Source organism: Endobacterium cereale, assembly GCF_009617585.1.
Lineage (GTDB): Bacteria > Pseudomonadota > Alphaproteobacteria > Rhizobiales > Rhizobiaceae > Neorhizobium > Neorhizobium cereale.
In genome coordinates, this window is the sequence record NZ_WIXI01000051.1 from 378,128 (window position 1) to 399,244 (window position 21,117).

The 21,117-nt window shown below is 59.2% G+C and carries 24 protein-coding genes; 1 reads left to right on the forward strand and 23 read right to left on the reverse strand.

The window, feature by feature from the left end:
* Positions 1–31 precede the first annotated feature (31 nt).
* From GAO09_RS28070 to GAO09_RS28105, 8 genes are all read right to left on the reverse strand, one after another.
* Positions 32–703, reverse strand: coding sequence for an urease accessory protein UreF (locus tag GAO09_RS28070; protein ID WP_153360044.1), 672 nt, complete (start codon positions 701–703; stop codon positions 32–34).
* A gap of 6 nt (positions 704–709) precedes the next feature.
* Entirely contained in the window at positions 710–1,204 is a 495-nt protein-coding gene (ureE, locus tag GAO09_RS28075; protein WP_153360587.1) for an urease accessory protein UreE, read from the reverse strand.
* A 140-nt stretch (positions 1,205–1,344) separates the two neighbouring features.
* Entirely contained in the window at positions 1,345–2,478 is a 1,134-nt protein-coding gene (locus GAO09_RS28080; RefSeq protein ID WP_153360046.1) for a Gfo/Idh/MocA family protein, read from the reverse strand.
* A 26-nt stretch (positions 2,479–2,504) separates the two neighbouring features.
* Positions 2,505–3,266 (reverse strand): sugar phosphate isomerase/epimerase family protein, encoded by a 762-nt coding sequence (locus GAO09_RS28085; RefSeq protein WP_153360048.1) that lies wholly within the window; start codon positions 3,264–3,266, stop codon positions 2,505–2,507.
* Between the two features lie 55 nt (positions 3,267–3,321).
* Entirely contained in the window at positions 3,322–4,440 is a 1,119-nt protein-coding gene (locus GAO09_RS28090) for an ABC transporter ATP-binding protein (RefSeq protein ID WP_235938542.1), read from the reverse strand.
* Between the two features lie 5 nt (positions 4,441–4,445).
* Positions 4,446–5,390: a carbohydrate ABC transporter permease gene (locus tag GAO09_RS28095; protein ID WP_324184641.1), complete on the reverse strand. Its 945-nt coding sequence runs from the start codon at positions 5,388–5,390 to the stop codon at positions 4,446–4,448.
* Positions 5,383–6,321, reverse strand: a complete 939-nt coding sequence (locus GAO09_RS28100) for a carbohydrate ABC transporter permease (protein WP_235938543.1) — start codon at positions 6,319–6,321, stop codon at positions 5,383–5,385. The genes GAO09_RS28095 and GAO09_RS28100 overlap by 8 nt, the downstream gene beginning before the upstream one ends.
* 95 nt (positions 6,322–6,416) lie before the next feature.
* Positions 6,417–7,649 carry an ABC transporter substrate-binding protein gene (locus GAO09_RS28105; protein ID WP_153360050.1) on the reverse strand — a complete coding sequence of 411 codons (1,233 nt, stop codon included), beginning with the start codon at positions 7,647–7,649 and terminating at the stop codon, positions 6,417–6,419.
* A 362-nt stretch (positions 7,650–8,011) separates the two neighbouring features.
* Between GAO09_RS28105 and GAO09_RS28110 the strand changes: the two genes are divergently transcribed.
* Positions 8,012–9,058, forward strand: a complete 1,047-nt coding sequence (locus GAO09_RS28110) for a LacI family transcriptional regulator (RefSeq protein WP_153360052.1) — start codon at positions 8,012–8,014, stop codon at positions 9,056–9,058.
* A 58-nt stretch (positions 9,059–9,116) separates the two neighbouring features.
* On the opposite strand, the gene GAO09_RS28115 is transcribed toward GAO09_RS28110, so the two are convergent.
* The 15 genes from GAO09_RS28115 to urtB all read right to left on the reverse strand — a co-directional run bounded on the left by GAO09_RS28115 (position 9,117) and on the right by urtB (position 21,049).
* Positions 9,117–9,659 (reverse strand): peroxiredoxin, encoded by a 543-nt coding sequence (locus tag GAO09_RS28115; protein WP_153360054.1) that lies wholly within the window; start codon positions 9,657–9,659, stop codon positions 9,117–9,119.
* Between the two features lie 154 nt (positions 9,660–9,813).
* A complete protein-coding gene (locus GAO09_RS28120) occupies positions 9,814–10,497 on the reverse strand; it encodes a TIGR02117 family protein (protein WP_153360056.1) in 684 nt (227 codons plus the stop codon).
* Positions 10,498–10,516: 19 nt separating this feature from the next.
* A complete protein-coding gene (gene ureC, locus GAO09_RS28125; protein WP_153360058.1) occupies positions 10,517–12,226 on the reverse strand; it encodes an urease subunit alpha in 1,710 nt (569 codons plus the stop codon).
* Positions 12,227–12,268: 42 nt separating this feature from the next.
* Positions 12,269–12,685: a lysozyme inhibitor LprI family protein gene (locus tag GAO09_RS28130; protein WP_235938545.1), complete on the reverse strand. Its 417-nt coding sequence runs from the start codon at positions 12,683–12,685 to the stop codon at positions 12,269–12,271.
* Between the two features lie 19 nt (positions 12,686–12,704).
* Complete coding sequence (locus GAO09_RS28135; protein ID WP_153360060.1) at positions 12,705–13,061, reverse strand: GFA family protein; 357 nt, start codon at positions 13,059–13,061, stop codon at positions 12,705–12,707.
* A 1-nt stretch (position 13,062) separates the two neighbouring features.
* Positions 13,063–13,368, reverse strand: a complete 306-nt coding sequence (locus GAO09_RS28140) for an urease subunit beta (RefSeq protein WP_153360062.1) — start codon at positions 13,366–13,368, stop codon at positions 13,063–13,065.
* An 11-nt stretch (positions 13,369–13,379) separates the two neighbouring features.
* Positions 13,380–13,643, reverse strand: a complete 264-nt coding sequence (locus GAO09_RS28145; protein ID WP_153360064.1) for a DUF1272 domain-containing protein — start codon at positions 13,641–13,643, stop codon at positions 13,380–13,382.
* 10 nt (positions 13,644–13,653) lie between these two features.
* Positions 13,654–13,956 (reverse strand): urease subunit gamma, encoded by a 303-nt coding sequence (locus tag GAO09_RS28150; RefSeq protein ID WP_128442860.1) that lies wholly within the window; start codon positions 13,954–13,956, stop codon positions 13,654–13,656.
* Between the two features lie 21 nt (positions 13,957–13,977).
* Positions 13,978–14,802, reverse strand: coding sequence for an urease accessory protein UreD (locus GAO09_RS28155; RefSeq protein WP_324184640.1), 825 nt, complete (start codon positions 14,800–14,802; stop codon positions 13,978–13,980).
* Positions 14,739–15,881: a CE1 family esterase gene (locus tag GAO09_RS28160; protein WP_153360066.1), complete on the reverse strand. Its 1,143-nt coding sequence runs from the start codon at positions 15,879–15,881 to the stop codon at positions 14,739–14,741. Before GAO09_RS28160 ends, GAO09_RS28155 begins: the two co-directional genes overlap by 64 nt.
* 213 nt (positions 15,882–16,094) lie before the next feature.
* A complete protein-coding gene (urtE, locus tag GAO09_RS28165; protein WP_153360068.1) occupies positions 16,095–16,790 on the reverse strand; it encodes an urea ABC transporter ATP-binding subunit UrtE in 696 nt (231 codons plus the stop codon).
* A gap of 95 nt (positions 16,791–16,885) precedes the next feature.
* A complete protein-coding gene (locus tag GAO09_RS28170; protein ID WP_153360070.1) occupies positions 16,886–17,404 on the reverse strand; it encodes a hypothetical protein in 519 nt (172 codons plus the stop codon).
* A gap of 92 nt (positions 17,405–17,496) precedes the next feature.
* A complete protein-coding gene (gene urtD, locus GAO09_RS28175; RefSeq protein ID WP_153360072.1) occupies positions 17,497–18,258 on the reverse strand; it encodes an urea ABC transporter ATP-binding protein UrtD in 762 nt (253 codons plus the stop codon).
* A gap of 14 nt (positions 18,259–18,272) precedes the next feature.
* Positions 18,273–19,436 (reverse strand): urea ABC transporter permease subunit UrtC, encoded by a 1,164-nt coding sequence (urtC, locus tag GAO09_RS28180; protein WP_153360074.1) that lies wholly within the window; start codon positions 19,434–19,436, stop codon positions 18,273–18,275.
* Complete coding sequence (gene urtB, locus GAO09_RS28185; RefSeq protein WP_153360076.1) at positions 19,433–21,049, reverse strand: urea ABC transporter permease subunit UrtB; 1,617 nt, start codon at positions 21,047–21,049, stop codon at positions 19,433–19,435. Before urtB ends, urtC begins: the two co-directional genes overlap by 4 nt.
* Positions 21,050–21,117: the final 68 nt, after the last annotated feature.

Here is a 21,117-nt window from a genome sequence, read left to right on the forward strand (position 1 = left end):
CGTGCCGCTGCAATGGGCAAGATACCGGTGTTCAGGACCGGAACAGCCGCGAATGCTGAACCTCATGCCTGAGCGAGGCAATTTCCGCCTGCACGGTCGATGTCCCCAGATCGTCCAGCGTCAGCGCTCCTGCCATTGCCGAAATCTCGCCAATGGCGGCCTCCGTGCCGGCCAGCACCCGCACGCCATTTGACTGACCACAGACACCGAGCCGGATCGCCGCGGAAATCCACTGCGACACGGCCGCATGCAGATAGGCGGCGAGAGCCTTGTCAGCCGGTACGCCATGCGCCGCCGCAACTGCACCGACAGCGACCGGAAACGGCAAATCAGCCGGCAAGCGTTCGAACACCGGATGTGGCCAGGCGGCAGCGCCTGCGAGAAATGCCTTACCGAGCGACAACGTTTCCGCATGGCGTTCCGCCGATCCCGCCAGCGCCAGACCAAGTTCGCTGACAGAAGCCAGAGCCTCGGCGTTCTCCACCTGTCGCCACGCCAGGCAAAACAGCACCGCATCATTCCACAGCGAACCATGTGCAAGCACAGTGGTGATCCAGTCTGTCAGGTCGGCCGCATTCGTCACCAACCGGTCATGCACGGTGCGCTCCAGCCCGCCGGACCAGGCAAAACCGCCGACCGGAAAAGCCGGCGACAGCCATGCCATCAGCCGCAGCAAACCCTGGGTATCGAAAGCGGACGTCATGCCCGGTCAGTCGTGATTGCAGTTCGGGCCATGCACATGCCCATGTCCGTGGTCATGAGAGTGCCCTCCATGCGCGTGATAGGCGCCGCGCGCTGGCTGGAACGGCTCTTCGACATCATAAACCTTGGCACCGAGGCCTTCGAGCATGGAGCGAATGACATGGTCACGCAGGATGAGAATGCGGCCTTCCTCGATCTGCGCTGACAGATGCCGGTTGCCGAGATGCCAGGCAAGTTCGATCAGATGCAGCGTATCACGAGCGTTGATCTCATACAGCTTTTCAGGGGCGGCCTGAACCTCGATCGTATCGCCGTTGTCGAGGATCAGCCGATCGCCGTGGTGAAACAGCACCGCTTCCTTGAGGTCGAGCATCACCATATCGCCGTTCGACAGGTGCAGTAGCTTGCGGCGCAGATGGCGCAGATCGTGCGGCAGGCTGACGGTATCGACCGGCGGATCGGTGACGACGCCGGCGGGGCGATAATACTGGATATGCTGCATGGTTTTCCCACTCGAATTTTTCTCCGCCGCATCATTGCCAACGGCAAGGCCAAGCACAAGCCCGGCGTGAGAAACATCCGCAAAAAGCAGATCCACCCGGGAGGGGCACCGGGTGGATCTTGCGCGTCAACACCACTTTGTCAGCGCAGCAGCGCCAGTGCCTCGTCTATACCGAGCGCCGCCGGCTGAGTGCAGGTCGTGGTGGTCGCGACGAAATTGCCGTCGGCGCCTGACTTCAGAATGGAGGTCATGACATCGACGCCGTGCAGCGCCCGGTCGATCGAGCAACGCACATCGCGTCCCTCGATCAGTGCCATCGCCATATCGGCAAGACCCGCCGTACGATAATTTGCGCGCGGGCCTTGTGCGCTTTCCTGATTGGCCTTGCTGAAAGGATGATCCCAATCCTTGAGCGGCTGGATATCCTTGTCCCGGCCGCTCGCCTCGACCACGCCGCCGAAGAAGTTCGGATCCGGCACATAAATCGAGCCTTCAGTGCCATAGAGTTCCATATTGGCATGGCGATGCGACCAGACATCCCAACTGGCCGAGAGCGTGATCGTTGCGCCGCCGCCGAACTCCAGCAGTGCATGGATATTGGTCGGTGTTTCGACCGGGATGGTCTGCCCCTTCAGCGGTTCGCTGGTGATCGTGCGGAACGGATTGGCCATGGAGGTCAAAGCCGCCACCCGCTTCACCGGGCCGAGGAAGTTGATCAGGTTGGCGATGTAATACGGCCCGAGATCGAGGATCGGGCCGCCACCATTGAGGAAAAAGAAGCCCGGATTGGGATGCCACATTTCCATGCCGGGGCTCATCACGTGGCATGTGCCGGACGTGATACGCCCGACGCCGCCCTCATCGATGAACTGGCGGGCAAGCTGATGCGCACCGCCCAGGAAGGTGTCGGGCGCGCAGCCGACTGCCAAGCCTTTTGCCTTGGCCAGCGCCTGCAGTTCCTTGCCTTCCTCCAGCGTGACAGTCAGAGGCTTTTCGGAATAGACGTGTTTGCCCGCCTCCAGAATTGCCTTCGACACGGTGAAATGCGCCGCCGGGATTGTGAGGTTGACGACCACATCGAGCTCGTCATTGGCGAGAAGCTCCGGGATGGTTTGCGCCTTCACGCCGTATTCTTCCGCCCGAAGTTTTGCCGCTTCGGGGTTGAGATCCGCGCAGGCAAGGATTTTGAGACCCTTGAACAGCGGTGACAGGGCAAAATAGGTGGTGGAAATGTTGCCGCATCCGATGATGCCGACGCCCAGTTCCTTGGACATGGATAAACTCCGCGATCTCTTTGAAATCAGTAGGTGTTGAACGTTGCGATGGAACGCTTGGCAAGCCGCACGACGTCGTTCGGATTGTCATGTTCCAAGACGAAATGTTTGGCTGGCGTCTTTTTCAGCGCCTCGAGCAGATCCTTCCACGGCACCGTGCCATGGCCAAGGTCGGCCCAGCCATCCTCATCGGTGTTTTCACCTGCCGGGGCGATATCCTTCACATGCACGGCGGTGATCTTCTTGCCGTAGCTTTCGATCCAGGCGAACGGATCGGCTCCGCCACGGATGACCCAGGCGATATCGGCTTCCCAGGCGAGGTCGGGACCACCGGCAAAGATCTGCTCCTGCGGTGTCGAGCCATCCGGCAATGCCTTGAATTCGAAATCGTGGTTGTGCCAACCAAAGGTGTAACCGGCATCCTGATAACGCTTGCCGACTTCAGACAAACGCTTGCCGAAAGCGTACCAGCCTTCCGCGTCACTGGGGCGCTGGTCGGCTGCGAGATGCGGGCAATAGATGCCGGAAAGGCCAAGCGTTTTGGCGATCAGCAGCGCCTGCGCCGGTTCGTTTTCGAGAAGGTCGAGACCAAAGTGGCCGGTCGGCATGGTCAGGCCGTTGGCATCAAGTTCGGCACGGAAGGATTTGAGAGCCGCCTCATCCAGCGCGGCATAAAGACCGCCATAACCTTCAACTTCCTTGTAGCCCTCACTGGCCACGAGTTTGAGCGTATCGGAAAGCGGCGGAAAATTGCGGGCGCTGTAAAGCTGGAAACCTAAAGTCGTCATGTCATCCTCCTTGAAATGAAAATTCTGTCTGATCCGTGTCAGACCGACCGGACCATCAAATCCGCTCCTCCGTGCCGGCATCGAAGAGCGATGCCATGGTCATGTCGAAACCAAGCCGCACCTGCGCGCCGATCGCGTAACGACGCGCGCCACCGACACGCACCGAGATCGTGTGACCGGCGAGCTTGAGCCAGATCAGGTTATCGGCACCCATCGGCTCCTCGATATCGACCACCGCCTCATGCGCCTCTTCGCCGGAGAGATCGCCATCGACCTTGATATGTTCCGGGCGGAGACCGAGTACGACCTTGCGTCCTGCGGTGAGCGGCTCCGATGCCTCATAGCCATCAAGCCCAAAGCTGACACCATTGGTGGTGAAGACGGTGCGTCCGCCCTCTTCCACCAGTTCGCCGCGTAAAAAATTCATCGAGGGCGACCCGATAAAACCGGCAACGAACAGATTGTTGGGGCGGTTATATATGGTGACCGGATCGGCCAACTGCTGGATGACGCCGGACTTCATGATGGCGATGCGGTCAGCGAGCGTCAGCGCTTCGATCTGGTCATGGGTCACGTAGATCATCGTGTTTTTCAGCTGCTGGTGCAGCCGTTTGATCTCGACACGCAGTTCCGAGCGCAGTTTTGCATCGAGGTTGGACAGCGGCTCATCAAACAGAAACACGTCGACATCGCGCACCAGCGCCCGCCCGATCGCCACGCGCTGGCGCTGTCCGCCTGAGAGCGCCGCCGGCTTGCGCTGCAACAGCGGCTCGATCTGTAAAATCTCGGCGGCACGAGCGACACGCTTGGCGATTTCCTCCTTCGCCATGCCGGCAACTTTCAGGCCAAAGGAGAGATTTCCCTCCACTGTCATCTGCGGATAAAGCGCATAGGACTGGAACACCATGCCGATGCCACGATCCTTTGGCTCTTCCCAGGTTACGTTCTTGTCCTTGATGAAGATCTGCCCCTCGGTCGGCTCCAGCAGGCCGGCAATGCAGTTGAGCAGCGTCGATTTTCCGCAGCCGGACGACCCGAGCAGGACGAGAAACTCGCCATCGTGAATGTCGAGATTGAGGTTTCCAAGAACCGTCAGCGAGCCGAAGGACAGTGTCAGGTCCCGCACCGAAACGCTGTGATTGGCCTTGGAAAATTGCATGGGAACTACGTTCATGATGGTCATCCCTTCACTGCGCCGGCGGCGATGCCACGGACGAAAAGGCGGCCGGATACGAAATAGACGATGAGTGGAACGGCACCGGTCAACAGGGTCGCGGCCATGTTGACGTTGTATTCCTTCACGCCCTGCACGGAGTTGACGATGTTGTTGAGCTGCACCGTCATCGGATAGGTGTCAGGCCGGGTGAACACGACGCCGAACAAGAAGTCGTTCCAGATGCCGGTCACCTGCAGGATCATCGCCACAACGAAAATCGGTAGCGACATCGGCAACATGATGCGCCCATAAATCTGCCAGAAGCCGGCACCATCGATGCGCGCCGCCTTGAACAGTTCTTCCGGCAGCGAGGCAAAATAGTTGCGGAACAACAGCGTCAGGATCGGCATGCCAAAAATCGTGTGGACGATGATCAGCCCGGTCAGCGTGCCGTAGACACCCATTTCCCGAAGGATGATGACGATCGGATAGATCATCACCTGATAGGGAATGAAGGCGCCGATGATCAGGATCGAGAAGAATAGTTCTGAACCCTTGAAGCGCCAGTTGGCCAGCGAATAGCCGGAGACCGAGGCGACGAAGATCGACACGATCACGGATGGAACCATGATCTGCACCGAATTCCAGAAACCGCGTGAAAGGCCATCGCAGTTGAGGCCGGTACAGGCCTGCGCCCACGCCTTCACCCAGGGTTCGAATGTAATTTCCACTGGCGGTGAGAAGATGTTGCCGAGGCGGATTTCCGGCATGCCCTTCAGCGAGGTCACCACCATCACATAAAGCGGCAGCAGATAATAAAGCGCGGCCAGCCCGAGAATGCCGTAAAGCATGATGTTGCGGCGAGACAGCGCCTTTTTCGGCTTTTTGCCGCGCGGACCTGCGGAGAGCCGGGTTCTGGCCGCATCGGTTGCGACGACGGTCGTGTTGAGAGTGGAAACGTCAGCCACGCTTGCGCCCTCCGAATTCGAGATAAGCCCATGGTACGATGATGATGGCGACGGTGAGCAGCATCATTGTCGATGCGGCAAACCCCTGCCCCAGGTTCTGCGCCTGGAACATGTAGTCGTAGACATATTTTGCCGGCACTTCGGACGCATTGCCCGGACCGCCGGATGTCTGCGCAACGACGAGATCGTAAAGCTTGACGATGCCGGCGCCGATGATGACCAGCGTGGTGATGAAGACAGGCCGCATCATCGGGATGACGATAAAAATATAGGTCCGCCACATCGGGATGCCATCGACGCGGGCCGCCTTCCAGATATCCTCGTCGATGCCGCGAAGCCCGGCCAGCATCAGGCACATGACAAGACCTGTCCCCTGCCACAAGCCGGCGATCAGGATGCCATAGATGACGATATCGGCGTCATAGATCGGGTTGAACTCGAACGTCTCCCACCCCATTGAGCGGACGATGGCCTGAATGCCGAAATCGGGATTGAGGATCCACTGCCAGACAAGGCCGGTGACGATGAAGGACAGCGCGAAGGGATACAGAAAGATCGTGCGAAAGACGTTCTCGAACCGGATTTTCTGGTCCATCAGTGCGGCCAGCACAAAACCGACCACCAGCGAAAAGATCAGCGACAGGATGCCGTAGATCGCCAGGTTCTGGATCGAGATGATCCAGCGGGACGAAGCCCAGAGGCGCTCATACTGGTCGAAACCGACAAAATTCGCGCGCGGCAGGAGCCGCGAATTGGTGAAGGAATAAACGATGGTCCAGATGGATCCGCCGAGGAAAATCACCAGCGCGACAAAGATCATCGGAAGGGAGGCAATCTTCGAATTGAGATTGCGGAACAACTGGTTGGGTCGGCCGGATGACCGCGGGGTCGAACCGGTTGAGCCGACCCGCGACGGCATGGAATTGGGCATGTTTCCTCCTCGATCGGCCGTGCGGATGCGCGGCTTTTCCGTCCGGCCCCGCCTTTTGAGCGGAGCCGGTCAGGGTGAGCGATGGAAAGCGGTTGTCAGTCCGCCGAGCCGATGATTTCGGCAAACCGCTCCTGCGCGGCTTCAGGTGTCATCGAAGCATTTGCGAAGAATTCGGCCATGAGATCCTCCTTCTGCTTCATGCTGTCGGTCGAAAGCAGCTGGTCGACGCTCGTGGCGGTGCCGCCCTTGGCGATGATGTCGATGCCCTTTTTCATGCAGTCATTGGCGGACGCCATGTCGACGTCGCCGCGGATCGGCACCGAGCCCTTCTTGAGGTTGAAGGCAACCTGGACCTTGGGATCAACGATCGTTTCCGCCAACGCATCCTGTGCCTTGGTGGTTTCCTCGTTTTCGATCAGCGGGAAATAGATGGCGTCGCCACCGGTGGTCAGCACCTGATTGAGGCCCAGACCTGCAAGGCAGCTATATTCCTTGCCGGCCGTCTGTCCGGCCTGCTGGAACTCGCCCTGCGCCCAGTCGCCCATGATCTGGCCGCCGGCTTTGCCGGTGATGACGAGATTGGTCGCCTGGTTCCAGTCCTGTACGTTATTGCCCTTGGCAAGGTCACGCGCCTGAACTGCCGCAGCAAAAATCTTGGCCATTTCCGGCCCTGCCGCCGCTTCTTCATCCTTGTCCTTGTAGACCTTTTCGAACAGCTCCTTGCCGCCAATCGACAGAATGAAGACGTCGAACATATTGGCGGCCTGGAAGGCCTGCCCGCCAAGCGCCAGCGGCTGGATGCCGGCCTCCCGCAGTTTCGGGCCGGCAGCGACGAACTCGTTCCAGTCCTTAGGAGCCGGAATGCCCGCCTTTTCGAAGGCGGCATTGGACACCCACAGCCACTGCCAGGAGTGGATATTGACCGGCGCGCAATAGATCTTGCCTTCAAAGGTGCAGCTGTCGAGCAGGCTCGCCGGCTTGATCACTTCTTTCCACTTGCCCTTCTCCGCCACCTCGGTCAGGTCGCGCATCAGGCCGGATTGCACCAGTTCCTCGGCCTGACGGCCGTGGTTGAACTGCGTGGCACCCATCGGATCACCGCCGGTGATACGGCTGATCATGATCGGACGCGCCGTGCTGCCGGACCCGGCAATGGCGCCATCCACCCACTTGTTTCCTGTTGCATTGAATGCGTTGGCCAGTTCCTTGACGGCGGCGGCTTCACCACCCGACGTCCACCAATGCGTGACTTCCAGATCAGCCGCCTGAACGATACAGGGCAGCGCCACTGTGGCAGCCATGACAGCTGCAAAAGCACGAATACGCATGAGTCTCCTCCCTCACTGAAACGTTGCAGTAAAAAGCTAGGGCAAAGTTTTATAGGTGGCAACCCGTGATAGAGGGAATAATTTCATCGCCGTGATTGATTCAATCTTAGGGAGAGTTCCAAATTGAACCGATCACGTTCAACATCACATAAATTCAATACCTTATGAAAGTTTATCAATACGCCGTCTTCGCGGTTGCAAAAAGTTTGTGCGACTGCGTCATACCTACGTTGAATTGCAGGTTGTAGACACTACGCGAAATGACCTTCATAAAAATCACTGTAACGTTACAGTTTTTTGCCGTAAGACGCCAAAGAACGGTTAAGCCGCCGATCAGCGGTGCCTCCAGCACGAACGCAGTCATGGACGACGAAGACAGACGATTTTCCCGCGGCACGCCCGCAACAGAGCGCCCGACGCTGAAAACCATCGCCTATATGACCGGGCTTGGGATCACGACCGTATCGCGTGCCTTGAAGGACGCGCCGGATATCGGCGCGGATACCAAGGAACGTGTACGGCTGGTGGCACGCCAGCTGGGCTACCAGCCAAACCGCGCCGGCGTGCGCCTGCGCACCGGCAAGACCAATGTGATTGCCCTCGTGCTCGGGATCGAACAGGAACTGATGGGTTTTACCAGCCAGATCGTGCAGGGTATTTCCGAGGTTCTTGGCGGCACGCAGTATCACCTCGTGGTGACGCCACATTCCTTCGAGAAGGACCCGATGGTGCCGATCCGTTACATTCTCGACACCGGCTCGGCTGACGGTGTGATCATCTCCCGCATCGAACCCGACGATCCGCGTGTCAAACTCATGCAGGAACGCAACCTGCCCTTCGTCACCCATGGCCGCACCGACATGGGGATTATCCACCCCTATTACGATTTCGACAACGAGGCTTATGTCTACCAGGCCGTCGAACGACTGGTGAAACGTGGGCGCAGACGCATCGCGCTTCTGGCGCCGCAAAGCCGGTTTTCCTATCACGCGCACAGCCGTGCCGGTTTCGAGCGCGCATTAAGCGATTTTCACGCGACCGAGGTATCGATGGGACGGTTGACGACGGAAACGCCGCTCGACGAATTGCGCAGCCATTCCGAGCGCCTCTGCCGCCTTCCCGAGCCGCCCGACGGCATCGTCTCGCTCAGCGGCTCCTCCACCATCGCGCTCACGGCCGGCATCGAAGCGACGGGCCTGAGACTCGGCACCGATGTCGATATCGTTGCCAAACAATCAGCCGAGTTCCTGAACTGGATCAGGCCGGAAATCCTCACCGTTACCGAGGATGTGCGCTACGCCGGGCAGGAGCTTGCAAAGGCCGTGCTTGCGCGCATCGATGGCGTGGCAGCGGACCTGCTGCAGACGATCGGCAACCCGGTCTGGTCCCACATGGGCCCCAAGGACTGAACGCAAAAAGCCCGGCTTGAACCGGGCCTTTCGAGACATTGCGATAAAGGCAAAAACCTTATTCGGCGGCAACCTTCATGGCACGCAGATTGTCCAGAATGTTCTGCGGCGAAGAGGCACCATACGGGTCGCTTTCGCAGTTGTCGGAATAACCTTCTTCCTCGAACCACTGCTCGACAACGCCATCGTTGACGATGGCACCGTAACGCCACGAGCGCATGCCGAAACCGAGATTGTCCTTGGCAACCAGCATGCCCATCTTGCGGGTGAACTCGCCCGAACCGTCCGGAATGACGGTGACGTTGGCGAGGTTCTGGCTCTTGGCCCATGCGTTCATGACGAATGCGTCATTGACCGACATGCAATAGATGGCGTCGACGCCTTCGGCCTGGAAATCGCCGAAAAGCTTTTCGAAATCAGGCAGCTGGAAGGTCGAGCAGGTCGGCGTGAAGGCGCCCGGCAGCGAGAACAGCACAACGCGCTTGCCGGCGAAATAATCGGCCGAGGTCACGTCCTGCCAACGGTAGGGGTTCGGGCCGCCAACGGCTTCATCGCGGACGCGGGTGCGGAAAGTGACTTGGGGAACGCGTTTGCCCAGCATGACTGTCTCCAGAAGAATTGAACTTTTGCCCCGTCCCGGAGCAGATGAGAACTTCTCTAAAGACAATTTTCCTGCAGCGCAGCAAACTTCTTAACAAAATCCTGCACTGCACAGCAGCTATTCACAGGAAGCATTGCTAGAAGACGAACCAGCCTCAATTTTGGGCGCGATTATAGAGATCGAGTGAAAGGCCGAGCGTCTGCGGTAGCGGATTCCACCAACCGGTGTGCAAGCCGGCAGCGCGCAACGCACCTGCCGTCCATGTATTGCAGCCGACCAGCGCATTGAACGATCCATGCGCTTCATAAAACTGGTCATAGTCACCGTAACCGGCACCGGGAATAAGCGCGACCTTGCCTTGCTCGCGGACAAAACTCGCCTGGATGAAGCCGGAGAGGTTTTGAAAGGCGGCACTGGAAAGATCGAAAGCCCGCACGGAGGGGTGCCCCTCATCGATCGGCCCGGCGATATCGACATGCATGACCGAACGATCGATGGTGAGCGCCCGAAAGACCGGCACCGGCTTGAGATCGGCCCATGTCGGTGTTTCCAGATAAAACGACCGCCCTCCCCAGCCGATCACCAGCCATTCTGCCCGAGGATCGGCAACGGGAATGCCGGTGTCGCCGAGGAAAGCATAGGCAGCTCGCGTCTCGTCATCCAGCGGGATTGCGATATCTGTGTGTATCGGGTTGGAAAGAACGAGGATGCGACGCGTTTCACCGCCGCCCGCCGCTTGCTCAGGGGCAAACAGCGGTCGTGGGATGAACGTGCCCGCCGCCGCAGCGATCACGATCAGAAGCACCACCGTCAGGAACCATCGAGCGAACGTCTTCATCTATGTATCGCTACGGAGGTCAGAACAGAAAATACCGCTGCGCCATCGGCAGAACGGTGGCCGGCTCGCAGGTCAGCAACTCGCCATCGGCGCGAACCTCATAGGTTTCCGGGTCTACCTCCACATGCGGCGTCGCCGAATTGTGGATCATCGACGCCTTGCCGATACCGCCGCGCACATTCTTCACTGCCACCAGCTTCTTGGCGACGCCGAGGCGCTGCGCCAGACCGCCATCGAGCGATGCCTGGGAAACGAAGGTGACTGAAGAATTGGTCCTGAGCTTGCCGTAGGCGGCAAACATCGGGCGATAATGCATCGGCTGCGGCGTTGGGATCGAGGCATTCGGATCACCCATCGGAGCCGCCGCAATCGAACCGCCGAGCAGCACCATCTCCGGTTTCACGCCGAAAAAGGCAGGGTTCCAAAGCACCAGATCGGCGCGCTTGCCGACCTCGACCGAACCAAGTTCATGGCTGACGCCATGCGCGATTGCCGGGTTGATCGTGTATTTGGCGATATAACGTTTGACGCGAAAATTGTCGTTATCGCCGGTCTCTTCCTTCAATTGACCGCGCTGGCGTTTCATCTTGTCGGCCGTCTGCCAGGTGCGGATCGCCACCTCGCCAACGCGGCCCATCGCCTGGCTGTCCGACGAAATGATCGAGAAGGCGCCGATGTCGTGCAGAATATCTTCGGCCGCGATGGTTTCCTTGCGGATACGGCTTTCGGCAAAAGCAATGTCTTCCGGGATCGACGGCGACAGGTGATGGCAAACCATCAGCATGTCGAGATGTTCGGCGAGCGTATTCACCGTATAAGGCCGCGTCGGATTGGTGGAGGATGGGATGACGTTCGGATTGCCGCAAACCTTGATGATGTCGGGCGCATGGCCACCGCCCGCCCCTTCCGTGTGGAAGGCATGGATGGTGCGGCCGCGAATGGCAGCAACGGTGTCCTCGACAAAACCCGATTCGTTCAGCGTATCGGTGTGGATCATCACCTGCACGTCGTATTCGTCAGCAACTGTCAGGCAATTGTCGATGGCCGCCGGTGTCGTGCCCCAGTCCTCATGCAACTTCAGCGATGAGGCGCCAGCCAAAATCATTTCTTCAAGCGGAGCCGGCAGCGCCGCATTGCCCTTGCCGGCAAGCGCGAGGTTCATCGGAAAGGCATCAAAACTTTCGATCATGCGCTCGATATGCCACGCGCCGGTGCAGGTGGTGGCCAGCGTGCCATGTGCCGGCCCGGAACCGCCACCCAGCATGGTGGTAACGCCCGACATCAGCGCTTCCTCGATCTGCTGCGGGCAGATGAAGTGAATATGCGCATCCATGCCGCCCGCGGTCAAAATCTTGCCTTCGCCGGCAATCGCCTCGGTCGAAGGGCCAACGATGATCGTCACGCCCGGCTGTGTGTCGGGGTTGCCGGCCTTGCCGATGGCGTGGATGCGGCCGTTCTTCAAACCAACATCCGCTTTGTAGATGCCGGAGTGATCAACGATCAGCGCATTGGTGATGACCGTATCGACAGCCCCTTGCGCCCGCGTCGCCTGACTCTGGCCCATGCCGTCGCGAATGACCTTGCCCCCGCCGAACTTCACCTCCTCGCCATAGGTGGTAAAATCGCGCTCCACCTCGATGAACAGTTCGGTATCGGCCAGCCGAACCTTGTCACCGGTGGTGGGGCCGAACATCGAGGCATAGGCAGCGCGGGACATCTTGTAGGACATGGTTTACCTCTGGAGTTCGGTCAGCTGCGGATCGGCATCAATTCATAGATTTTCGGCCAACGCTTTGAGGTCCTTCGTCCGCTCGCGCGTTAAATCGGCGGCGCAGTTTGAGACCAGCATTGGCTCCATCGAGCCGCCGCGCGCCTGATATCCGCGCAGATCACATTCGGCGTCGCGGTAAACAATCCACGCACGCTGCGCTTTGAGCAGCGCTGCTTCCGCACCCTTCTGATCTTCGCTGACTGCATCCGCATCGCGCGATTTCATCACCTTACGGGTCGCCTGGTACTGGACGTTCAACGCGCTATCGGCATCGGCCAAATCCTGCCCGGCGCAGATGGTCATGTCGGTCTGCGTCTGCGGCGCCTTGCAATCGGGCGCCGGTTCCTGCGCAGGCGCCGGACCATCGACCAGCAACACACAGCCGCACAGAAGCGGCATCATCACCAGTTTCAGCATTTTACGGCCCTTTCGCATATCACGCCGCCGCCCCATCATGATGGTAGGAGGTCAGTTTGCGCGGATTGACGCCCTCCAGGCAATTGACGTTGAGCGCCACCATCTCAGCGCCATCGGGCGCGGTGCCATAAGAGAAGCTCTGGATGCCGCAGGTCTTGCAGAACAGATGCTGCAGCTTTTTCGAGTTGAAGCGGTATTCGGTGAGGTTTTCCTCGCCCGACTTCAGCGTGAAAGCCGCTTTCGGCGTAAACGTCAGCACCGCACCAAGACGCTGGCAGCGCGAGCAGTTGCAGGTCACCGTCTTGTCGAGATCGGCATCCGCCTCGAAGGAAACCGCGCCGCACTGGCAGCCGCCGATATAATGTTTCGTGGCCATTTCAGAGTGCTCCCATGATCTTTTGCTGGAATCCATAAACTTCGCGTTTGCCCGAAAGCGGGATCAGCGTCACCGAACGGGTCTGGCCCGGCTCAAAACGAACGGCGGTACCGGCCGGAATATCAAGCCTCATGCCCCGCGCCTTGTCGCGCTCGAAGGAGAGGCCGTTATTGGTCTCGAAAAAATGGTAATGGCTGCCCACCTGGACCGGCCGGTCACCGGTGTTCGACACATCGATCGAGATTGTCGGCGCACCAGCATTCAGTTCGATTTCGCCTTTGGCGGCAATGACTTCACCGGGTATCATGAATCACTCCCTCAGGCGGTTAAAGCAGTTTGTGGCTGGCAGCCTTCGGGCTTCAGCACCCGCACGGTAGACGCCGGATTGTTGACCAGCGCCGCCAACGGGCGCACCGGGCGACGCACCAGTTCACCGCTGCAATTGGGGCAGAAACCGCGGAGCCTGTCCGTCGCGCAATCGGCGCAAAACGTGCATTCGAACGTGCAGATCATCGCCTCGCGGCTATCGGGCGGCAAATCCTTGTCGCAGCATTCGCAATTGGGTCGCAGGGCCAGTGCCATCGCTTGCTCCTCAGCGGATCGGTTCGTGAACGGTCACCAGCTTCGTTCCATCCGGGAACGTCGCCTCCACCTGCACGTCATGGATCATTTCCGGAATGCCTTCCATCACCTGATCGCGGGTCACGACATGGGCACCGGCTTCCATCAGGTCGGCAACCGAGCGGCCATCGCGTGCGCCTTCGACAACGTAGTCGGTAATCAGCGCAATGGCTTCGGGATAGTTCAGCTTCACGCCGCGTTCGAGGCGGCGGCGAGCGACGATGGCCGCCATGGAAATCAGCAGCTTGTCTTTTTCGCGTGGGGTCAGGTTCATGGAACGTCCCGGCTTATCGGATCAGATATGCCAGACTTTCGGCACTGCCGCGCCATTACGCAATACGGAAATTGCCGGTACCAGGATTTTTCTCAAGGCAAAGCCGTCGATGGCCGTAATTCGGGCAATCAGTTTGTCATTCCAACAGCTTGCGCCTGCATTTGAGGCACCGAGAATGTTTCTCAGCGGCTCCAGAAGGGCCTCGGCGCGCGGTCCGGTGTAAAACAACGTGGCAAAAGCCACCTGGCTCGACAGAACAGCGGACTGCGCCGACAATGATTCGACCGCACCGTCCAGACGCAAATCCTCGGCATGGATGAGCTTGCCGCCGCGGCGAATACGCCATCGATCGCGGAAAAAGCCGTTCGCGACCGTTTCGCCCATCGCCTTGCGGCCGAGCAAAACTGCCTCGACGGCTAAAAATTCGGAATTGTCGTGGAGATCGACCTCGAGGCTGCGCGTCAGCGACGATCGGTCGAAAAGGATGGTTTCCTGCGGCAGCCAATGGACAACCGCCCCCTCACCCACTTCTATTTGGGTGGAAAGCGTCGCGGTATCAGAAGATGCCTTGTAGATTTTTTCGTTGGCCTGGGTCGTGATCGTCGCCGCCGTCCCACCGCCGGCGACGATCTTCCACCCCACTCTATCTCCGCCGGTGAGACCACCGGACGTATTGATCAGAACCGCTTCCATTGCAGGAGAAAACGTCTCCGGCAGGCGGATCTTTGCGCAGCCTTCCTGAAAAAGTTCGGCAAGCCGCGTGCGGCCCTCAAACGCCTTGGTTACAAGGCGCCCTTCGCCCCTTGCCCGCTGCGGCGCATGTCGGTGGTCTGGCTGATGCTGCACGTCATGTCCTGGCTGTCGCCGGTCGCCATGCAGTCCTTTGCAGCGACATCCGAAATTTTTGCCTTCGGCTGCGCAGCGGTTGCCACGACATCGGTGCTGTCGGCCTTGCCGAAGAAGTCCCACATACGATAGGCAGGGTCAATATTGGCGTCGAAAGCCGGCTTCTTGGCAACGGCCGAAACCTTGACTACGCCATTGGCGCTGTCGGTAGCAGCCGCAATCACCGTTTCCTTTTCCGTCGGCTTCGGCCAGTCATGCGTGCCGTTGGCAAACGAGTAAGAAGCGATGCGCGCGCCGTTCTTGCAGGTGTCGTAAACGCCGTAGGTCACGCCGTTGACGGTCTCGGTGCGGCCATTGCCGGTGCAGCCGTCCATGTCGGTCCAGCGCTGGATGGCGGTCTTGAAACCATACTGCCAGTAAGCCGACCCACCACCCGCATAAGGGTTCTGCTCGTCCTTCTGGCCCGCAAACGCAACGATCGAGACCGGCTTGGCCGGGCTGCAATTGGCCTTTTCCGGAGCCCATTTGCCATCTGCCTCCACGGGGCGGCCGGCGCGCAGCGAATTGACGAATCCGGCTGCTGCAAAATCGTCGCCGCCGGCGCAGAGATAGGCCGACAGCATACGGCCACCACCGGAATAACCGGAGGCAAAAATGCGGTTCGGATCGACGCAGAAATCATCCTTCACCTCATCGACGGCTTCATCGATGAAGGAAATCTCGTCGAGGCCACCCTGACCTCCCTGCGGGATGATAGCCTTGCTGACTTCAACATGCGGCACGTTCCAGGCAAAGGTACCGGGTGTCTTGCCGGAAATGCTGCCCTGCAAAGCCACCGCAATAAAGCCGTTCTTCTCGGCGACCTTGTCCCAGGAAGACCGATTGAGCTGGCCGCTCGGATTGCTGTTGCTGCCGTGGAAGTCGAAAACGACGGCCACCTTGTCCTTGCCCGTATAGGAGGACGGCACGTAATAAACGGCGGAACGCTTGACGCCATCGGCCTCGATCGTCGTGACGTGACGGCCTGGTTTATAGGTCTCGCCACATCCGGCATGGGCCATTCCCAGGCCGCCGGCCAAGAAAAAAGCTCCTGTCGCAAAAAAAGTGCCAAGAGCTTGGGAACCAGATCGATCTATCATGCGTTCAAATGCCATCAAGCGCCTCATCATAGGGTGCGGGGTGGTGTTTGCCTGTCTGAATGGCAGCTGAATAACACTTATTAGAACGGATTTAAATGGGTGCGCCGGGTAGCAGCCATGCAATAAATTGCGGCCTGTGACACAAAATGTGTGTCAGACCGTCAAGTGGCGCCTTGCTTCTGCCGTATCCAGCGTTTCAGCGGCCCCTTCATGCACAATCTCGCCACGATCCATGATGTAGACGTGGTCGGCAAGCTCCCGGCAAAAATCCAGATATTGCTCCACCAGCAGGATGGCCATGCCCGTGGAATCACGCAAATAGCGGATCGCGCGGCCGATATCCTTGATGATCGAGGGCTGAATGCCTTCGGTCGGTTCGTCCAGCACGAGGATTTTGGGACGCGTGACCATGGCGCGGCCGATCGCCAGCTGCTGCTGCTGGCCGCCGGACAGATCACCACCGCGACGCGACAGCATCGATTTCAAAACTGGAAACAGCGTAAAGATATCGTCAGGGATGGTGCGCTCATTGCGTGCCAATGGTGCAAAACCGGTCTCGAGATTCTCCTTCACCGTCAGCAGCGGAAAAATCTCGCGACCCTGCGGCACGTAACCAATGCCCTGCTTGGCGCGGACATAGGGCGAAAGCCCGTTCATCGACACGCCATCGAAGGAAATCGTGCCACCGCTCACCGGCTTCTGGCCGGTCACCGCCCGCAGCAGTGAAGACTTGCCGACACCGTTGCGGCCGAGCACGCAGGTGATCCTGCCCATTTCGGCATGGATGGAGACACCACGCAGCGCTTGGGCGGCACCGTAATGCAGATTGACATTGTTGACTGCGAGCATCCCCGAAACCCTTTTCTTTTGCAGCGCCATGCGCGGCACATGGCACGCGAACGACGCTGCAACATCCAAAACAGAGCCTCGGCTTTGCCGATGCTCTAGCTCATGAGCGTGCGCCTGAGTACCTGGAGCGCCTGCTCCTGTTCATTCGTCCTGTCACCGCCGACTTCGGCGACTTCCTCGGCAATGCCGATCAACTGTATCCGCTCGTTCGTATCCAGCGCCTTCATCCACATGTCGCGGAAGCGGCGGATCGGATCCTCCGGATTGATGGTGTTTTTCGAAGCCCATTCGCAAAACACCATCACTTCATCCATGTCGCCCGGCCGGATGATGCCGGCCATGCGGCTGCGGATGACATCCTTTGCCGCATCCAGATAGATCGGCTTTTCCTTGGCGATGCAGAAGAAGAAAGCCACCGCCGCAATCGCCGGATCGGCAATCGAAGCGAGAGGCGCAGCCTCCGCCTTCTTGCGAAACTGCCGGCGCTTGAAGGCGCCGCGCATGCGCTCGATACTGTCGATCACTTCGCTGCCCGCCTCGCGCACCATCTTCAAACGCCAGTACCAGACGGCCGCGCCGCCGATCGCCATAACCAGAATGCCAAGCAAAGCCATGATGAAACCTCACAGTAAAAACTGCCGGTTTTAAAGCTCTTTCCTCCATCACCGGCAAGACTTGAAGTTTTTCATGACCGCGCCAACTTGTGTCATCGCCCGAGATAGTTCTCGATCACCTTCGGATCGTTCGAAACGAAGTCGATCGAGCCTTCGGCAAGAACAGAACCTTCCGCCAGACAGGTTACCTTGACGCCAAGCTCGCGGATAAACCCCATATCGTGCTCCACCACCACGACCGAGCGGCTTTTGGCGATCTCGCGCAGCAGCACCGCCGTTTCTGCCGTTTCGGCATCGGTCATGCCCGCCACCGGTTCATCCACCAGCAGCAATTTCGGCTCCTGAGCGAGCAGCATGCCGATCTCCAGCCACTGTTTTTGGCCATGACTGAGATTGGCGGCCAGTTCGTTGCGCCGATGGGTCATGCGAATGGTGTCGAGGATTTCCTCGATGCGCACGGTATCGTCGGCAGACAATTTATAAAACAGGGTCGAAAACACCCCGCGCGGCCGGTTCAGCGCCAGTTCCAGATTGTCCCAGACCGTATGGCTTTCGAACACTGTCGGTTTCTGGAATTTGCGACCGATGCCGAGCTGGGCGATATCCGCCTCGTCCTTTTTCGTCAGATCGATTTCATCCTCGAACAGCACCCGGCCCGTATCCGGCCGCGTCTTGCCGGTGATGATATCCATCATAGTCGTCTTGCCCGCACCGTTCGGCCCGATGATGGCGCGCAGCTCTCCCGGCTCGACCACAAAGGACAGCGAATTGAGCGCCTTGAACCCGTCGAAGGAAACGGAGACGTCCTCAAGGTAAAGCAGGCTTTTCGAGCGTGTTTCGGCAATGGTGTTCATGATCCCGACCTCTCCTATTCCGCCGCCTGTGCGATCGGTGTCACGTCACCCCGACCCTTTTCGGCATCGCTGGCCACCTTGATCGCCTTTCGGGTGGAAAAACCGCCCTGGATGGTGCCGACAATGCCTTTGGGCAGGAACAGTGTGACCGCAATGAACAGGCCCCCCAGTGCAAACAGCCAGAGTTCCGGGAAGGCGCCGGTAAAATAGCTTTTTCCCGCATTGACCAGAACAGCACCGATGATCGGACCGATGAGCGTGCCGCGCCCGCCGACCGCCGTCCACACGACGACTTCGATCGAATTGGCCGGTGCGAACTCGCCCGGATTGATGATGCCGACCTGCGGCACGAACAGCGCACCGGCAATGCCGGCAAACATGGCCGAGACGACGAAGGTGAAAAGCTTGATGTTTTCGACACGGAAACCGAGGAAACGAACGCGGCTTTCGGCATCACGCACGCCGACCAGAACCTTGCCGAATTTGGAATTGACGATTGCCGACGCGATCAGCAGGCAAAGCGCCAGCATCAGCGCCGACATGGCAAACAGAACGGCACGTGTACCACCGGCCTGCACGGAAAAGCCGACGATTTCCTTGTAGTCGGTGAGGCCGTTATTGCCGCCGAACCCCATGTCGTTGCGGAAGAAGGAGAGCATCAGGGCATAGGTCATCGCTTGGGTGATGATCGACAGATAAACGCCGTTGACGCGGGAGCGAAACGCGAACCAGCCGAACACGAAGGCGAGAAGCCCCGGCACGAACAGCACCATCAGCATCGCGAACGGAAAGAAATCGAACCCGTACCAGAACCACGGCAATTCCTTCCAGTTGAGGAAGACCATGAAATCCGGCAGGTCGGGATTACCATAGACGCCACGGGAACCGATCTGCCGCATCAGGTACATGCCCATGGCATAACCGCCGAACGCGAAGAAGGCGCCGTGGCCGAGCGAAAGAATGCCGCAATACCCCCAGACCAGATCGAGCGCCAAGGCGAGCAGCGCATAGCAGAGATATTTGCCCATCAGCGACATCACGTAGGTCGGGATATGCAGGGCATGGTCGGCTGGCAAAAGCAGGTTGGAGGCCGGCACCAGAACGGCGGCTGCGAGGATGACCACAACGGTCGCCAGAATATGGCTCTTGAGCGCACGAAAAATGAAAGCGGACATCATGCTTCGATCGCCCTTCCCTTGAGCGCGAACAGGCCGCGCGGACGTTTCTGGATGAAGAGGATGATCAGCACGAGCACAAGGATCTTTCCGAGCACGGCCCCGACGGACGGTTCGAGGAACTTGTTGAGGATGCCAAGCGACAGAGCGCCCACCAACGTACCCCAGAGATTGCCGACACCACCGAACACCACGACCATGAAGCTATCGATGATGTAGCTCTGGCCGAGATTGGGCGAAACGTTGTCGATCTGGGAGAGCGCCACGCCGGCAATGCCGGCAATGCCGGAGCCGAGCGCGAAGGTGAACGCATCCACCCACGGCGTCCTGATGCCCATGGACGATGCCATGCGACGGTTCTGGGTGACGGCGCGCATCTGCAGTCCGAACGCGGAGCGCTTCATCAGCAACAGCAGGCCAACAAAAATCGACAGCGAGAAAACGACGATCCACATGCGGTTCCAGGTGATCGTCATGCCGCCGAGCGGAAACGAACCGGACATCCACGATGGATTGCCGACTTCCTGATTGGTCGGCCCGAAAATCGTCCGGATGCCCTGCTGCAGGATCAGCGAAATACCCCAGGTGGCGAGCAGTGTTTCCAGCGGCCGGCCATAGAGAAAGCGGATGACGCCGCGCTCTATGACAAGGCCGACAGCTCCAGTGACGAGGAACGCCACCGGCAGCGCTATGGCCAGCGACCAGTCGAACAGGCCGGGCGCATTTTCACGGATCACCTGCTGCACAACAAATGTGGAATAGGCGCCAAGCATGACCATTTCGCCATGCGCCATGTTGATGATGCCCATGACGCCAAAAGTGATGGCAAGGCCGATGGCGGCGAGCAGCAGCACGGAGCCGAGCGACAGGCCGTACCAGACGTTTTGCGCCATGTCCCACAGCTGTTGTTCGTTCTGGATCGAGGCAATAGCGGCCTCCAGATCGGGCTTCAGGCTGGCATCGATGGAAGAGGAAACGGAATTGAGGATGCCGAGCGCATCACGACCACCGAGTTTGCCGATGGTTTCGATGGCGGCGCGTTTTTCCTCGACGGAACGGTCGGAAGAAAGCAGCGAAACGGCGCGCGCCTCTTGCATGCGGGCCTTCACCGCACGGTCGCTTTCCTTGGCAAGTGCCGCTTCCACCAGTTCCAGCGCTTCGGCGCTTGGCGAACGCAGGATGGCATCGGCGGCGGCAAGGCGTGCACCACGATCCGGGCTCATCAGCGTCAAGCCACCGAGAGCGGCGCGAATGGCGCGGCGCAGGTTGTTGTTGACCTTGATCTTGGTGACGGCACCCTTGGCGACCTGACCGGCGCTTTCGCCCGTCACCGGATCGATCAGTTCCAGCTGTGAAGCCGCGGCCTTGGCGGCAAACACCGCCTTGTCGGATTTGCGGAAATAGAGATCACCCTCGGCAAAGGCGTTGAGCGCCGGCACGACGCGGGTGTCGCCAGTGGCGGCGATCTGCCCGACCAGCTTTTCCGCATCATTGAAATTGGCGTCGGCCAGCTGGTCGAACAGCGGCTTCGGATCGTTGCCTTGCGCAAAGGTTGGCGCAGCGAAGGCAAACGCCAGGAGCGTGATCAGAATTCGAAAGAAATGTCGTGTCGTCATGGCGTCAGCCTTCATCGCCTATCTGCCGTCAGAGCTGCTCACCTGCAACTCGATGTTTCCGTCATCCT

Coding starts and splice junctions, on each gene's coding strand:
- urtC (WP_153360074.1), bottom strand. CDS start 19,436: ATGATGTCCGCTTTCATTTTTCGTGCGCTCAAGAGCCATATTCTGGCG.
- GAO09_RS28120 (WP_153360056.1), bottom strand. CDS start 10,497: ATGAAGACGTTCGCTCGATGGTTCCTGACGGTGGTGCTTCTGATCGTG.
- ureC (WP_153360058.1), bottom strand. CDS start 12,226: ATGTCCTACAAGATGTCCCGCGCTGCCTATGCCTCGATGTTCGGCCCC.
- urtB (WP_153360076.1), bottom strand. CDS start 21,049: ATGACGACACGACATTTCTTTCGAATTCTGATCACGCTCCTGGCGTTT.
- GAO09_RS28070 (WP_153360044.1), bottom strand. CDS start 703: ATGACGTCCGCTTTCGATACCCAGGGTTTGCTGCGGCTGATGGCATGG.
- GAO09_RS28100 (WP_235938543.1), bottom strand. CDS start 6,321: ATGCCCAATTCCATGCCGTCGCGGGTCGGCTCAACCGGTTCGACCCCG.
- GAO09_RS28085 (WP_153360048.1), bottom strand. CDS start 3,266: ATGACGACTTTAGGTTTCCAGCTTTACAGCGCCCGCAATTTTCCGCCG.
- GAO09_RS28170 (WP_153360070.1), bottom strand. CDS start 17,404: ATGGCTTTGCTTGGCATTCTGGTTATGGCGATCGGCGGCGCGGCCGTC.
- GAO09_RS28110 (WP_153360052.1), top strand. CDS start 8,012: ATGGACGACGAAGACAGACGATTTTCCCGCGGCACGCCCGCAACAGAG.
- GAO09_RS28105 (WP_153360050.1), bottom strand. CDS start 7,649: ATGCGTATTCGTGCTTTTGCAGCTGTCATGGCTGCCACAGTGGCGCTG.
- GAO09_RS28115 (WP_153360054.1), bottom strand. CDS start 9,659: ATGCTGGGCAAACGCGTTCCCCAAGTCACTTTCCGCACCCGCGTCCGC.
- urtD (WP_153360072.1), bottom strand. CDS start 18,258: ATGAACACCATTGCCGAAACACGCTCGAAAAGCCTGCTTTACCTTGAG.
- GAO09_RS28150 (WP_128442860.1), bottom strand. CDS start 13,956: ATGAACCTGACCCCACGCGAAAAAGACAAGCTGCTGATTTCCATGGCG.
- GAO09_RS28140 (WP_153360062.1), bottom strand. CDS start 13,368: ATGATACCCGGTGAAGTCATTGCCGCCAAAGGCGAAATCGAACTGAAT.
- GAO09_RS28080 (WP_153360046.1), bottom strand. CDS start 2,478: ATGTCCAAGGAACTGGGCGTCGGCATCATCGGATGCGGCAACATTTCC.
- GAO09_RS28130 (WP_235938545.1), bottom strand. CDS start 12,685: ATGCTGAAACTGGTGATGATGCCGCTTCTGTGCGGCTGTGTGTTGCTG.
- GAO09_RS28135 (WP_153360060.1), bottom strand. CDS start 13,061: ATGGCCACGAAACATTATATCGGCGGCTGCCAGTGCGGCGCGGTTTCC.
- GAO09_RS28090 (WP_235938542.1), bottom strand. CDS start 4,440: ATGAACGTAGTTCCCATGCAATTTTCCAAGGCCAATCACAGCGTTTCG.
- GAO09_RS28145 (WP_153360064.1), bottom strand. CDS start 13,643: ATGGCACTGGCCCTGCGACCCAATTGCGAATGCTGCGACAAGGATTTG.
- urtE (WP_153360068.1), bottom strand. CDS start 16,790: ATGCTCGCAGTCAACAATGTCAATCTGCATTACGGTGCCGCCCAAGCG.
- ureE (WP_153360587.1), bottom strand. CDS start 1,204: ATGCAGCATATCCAGTATTATCGCCCCGCCGGCGTCGTCACCGATCCG.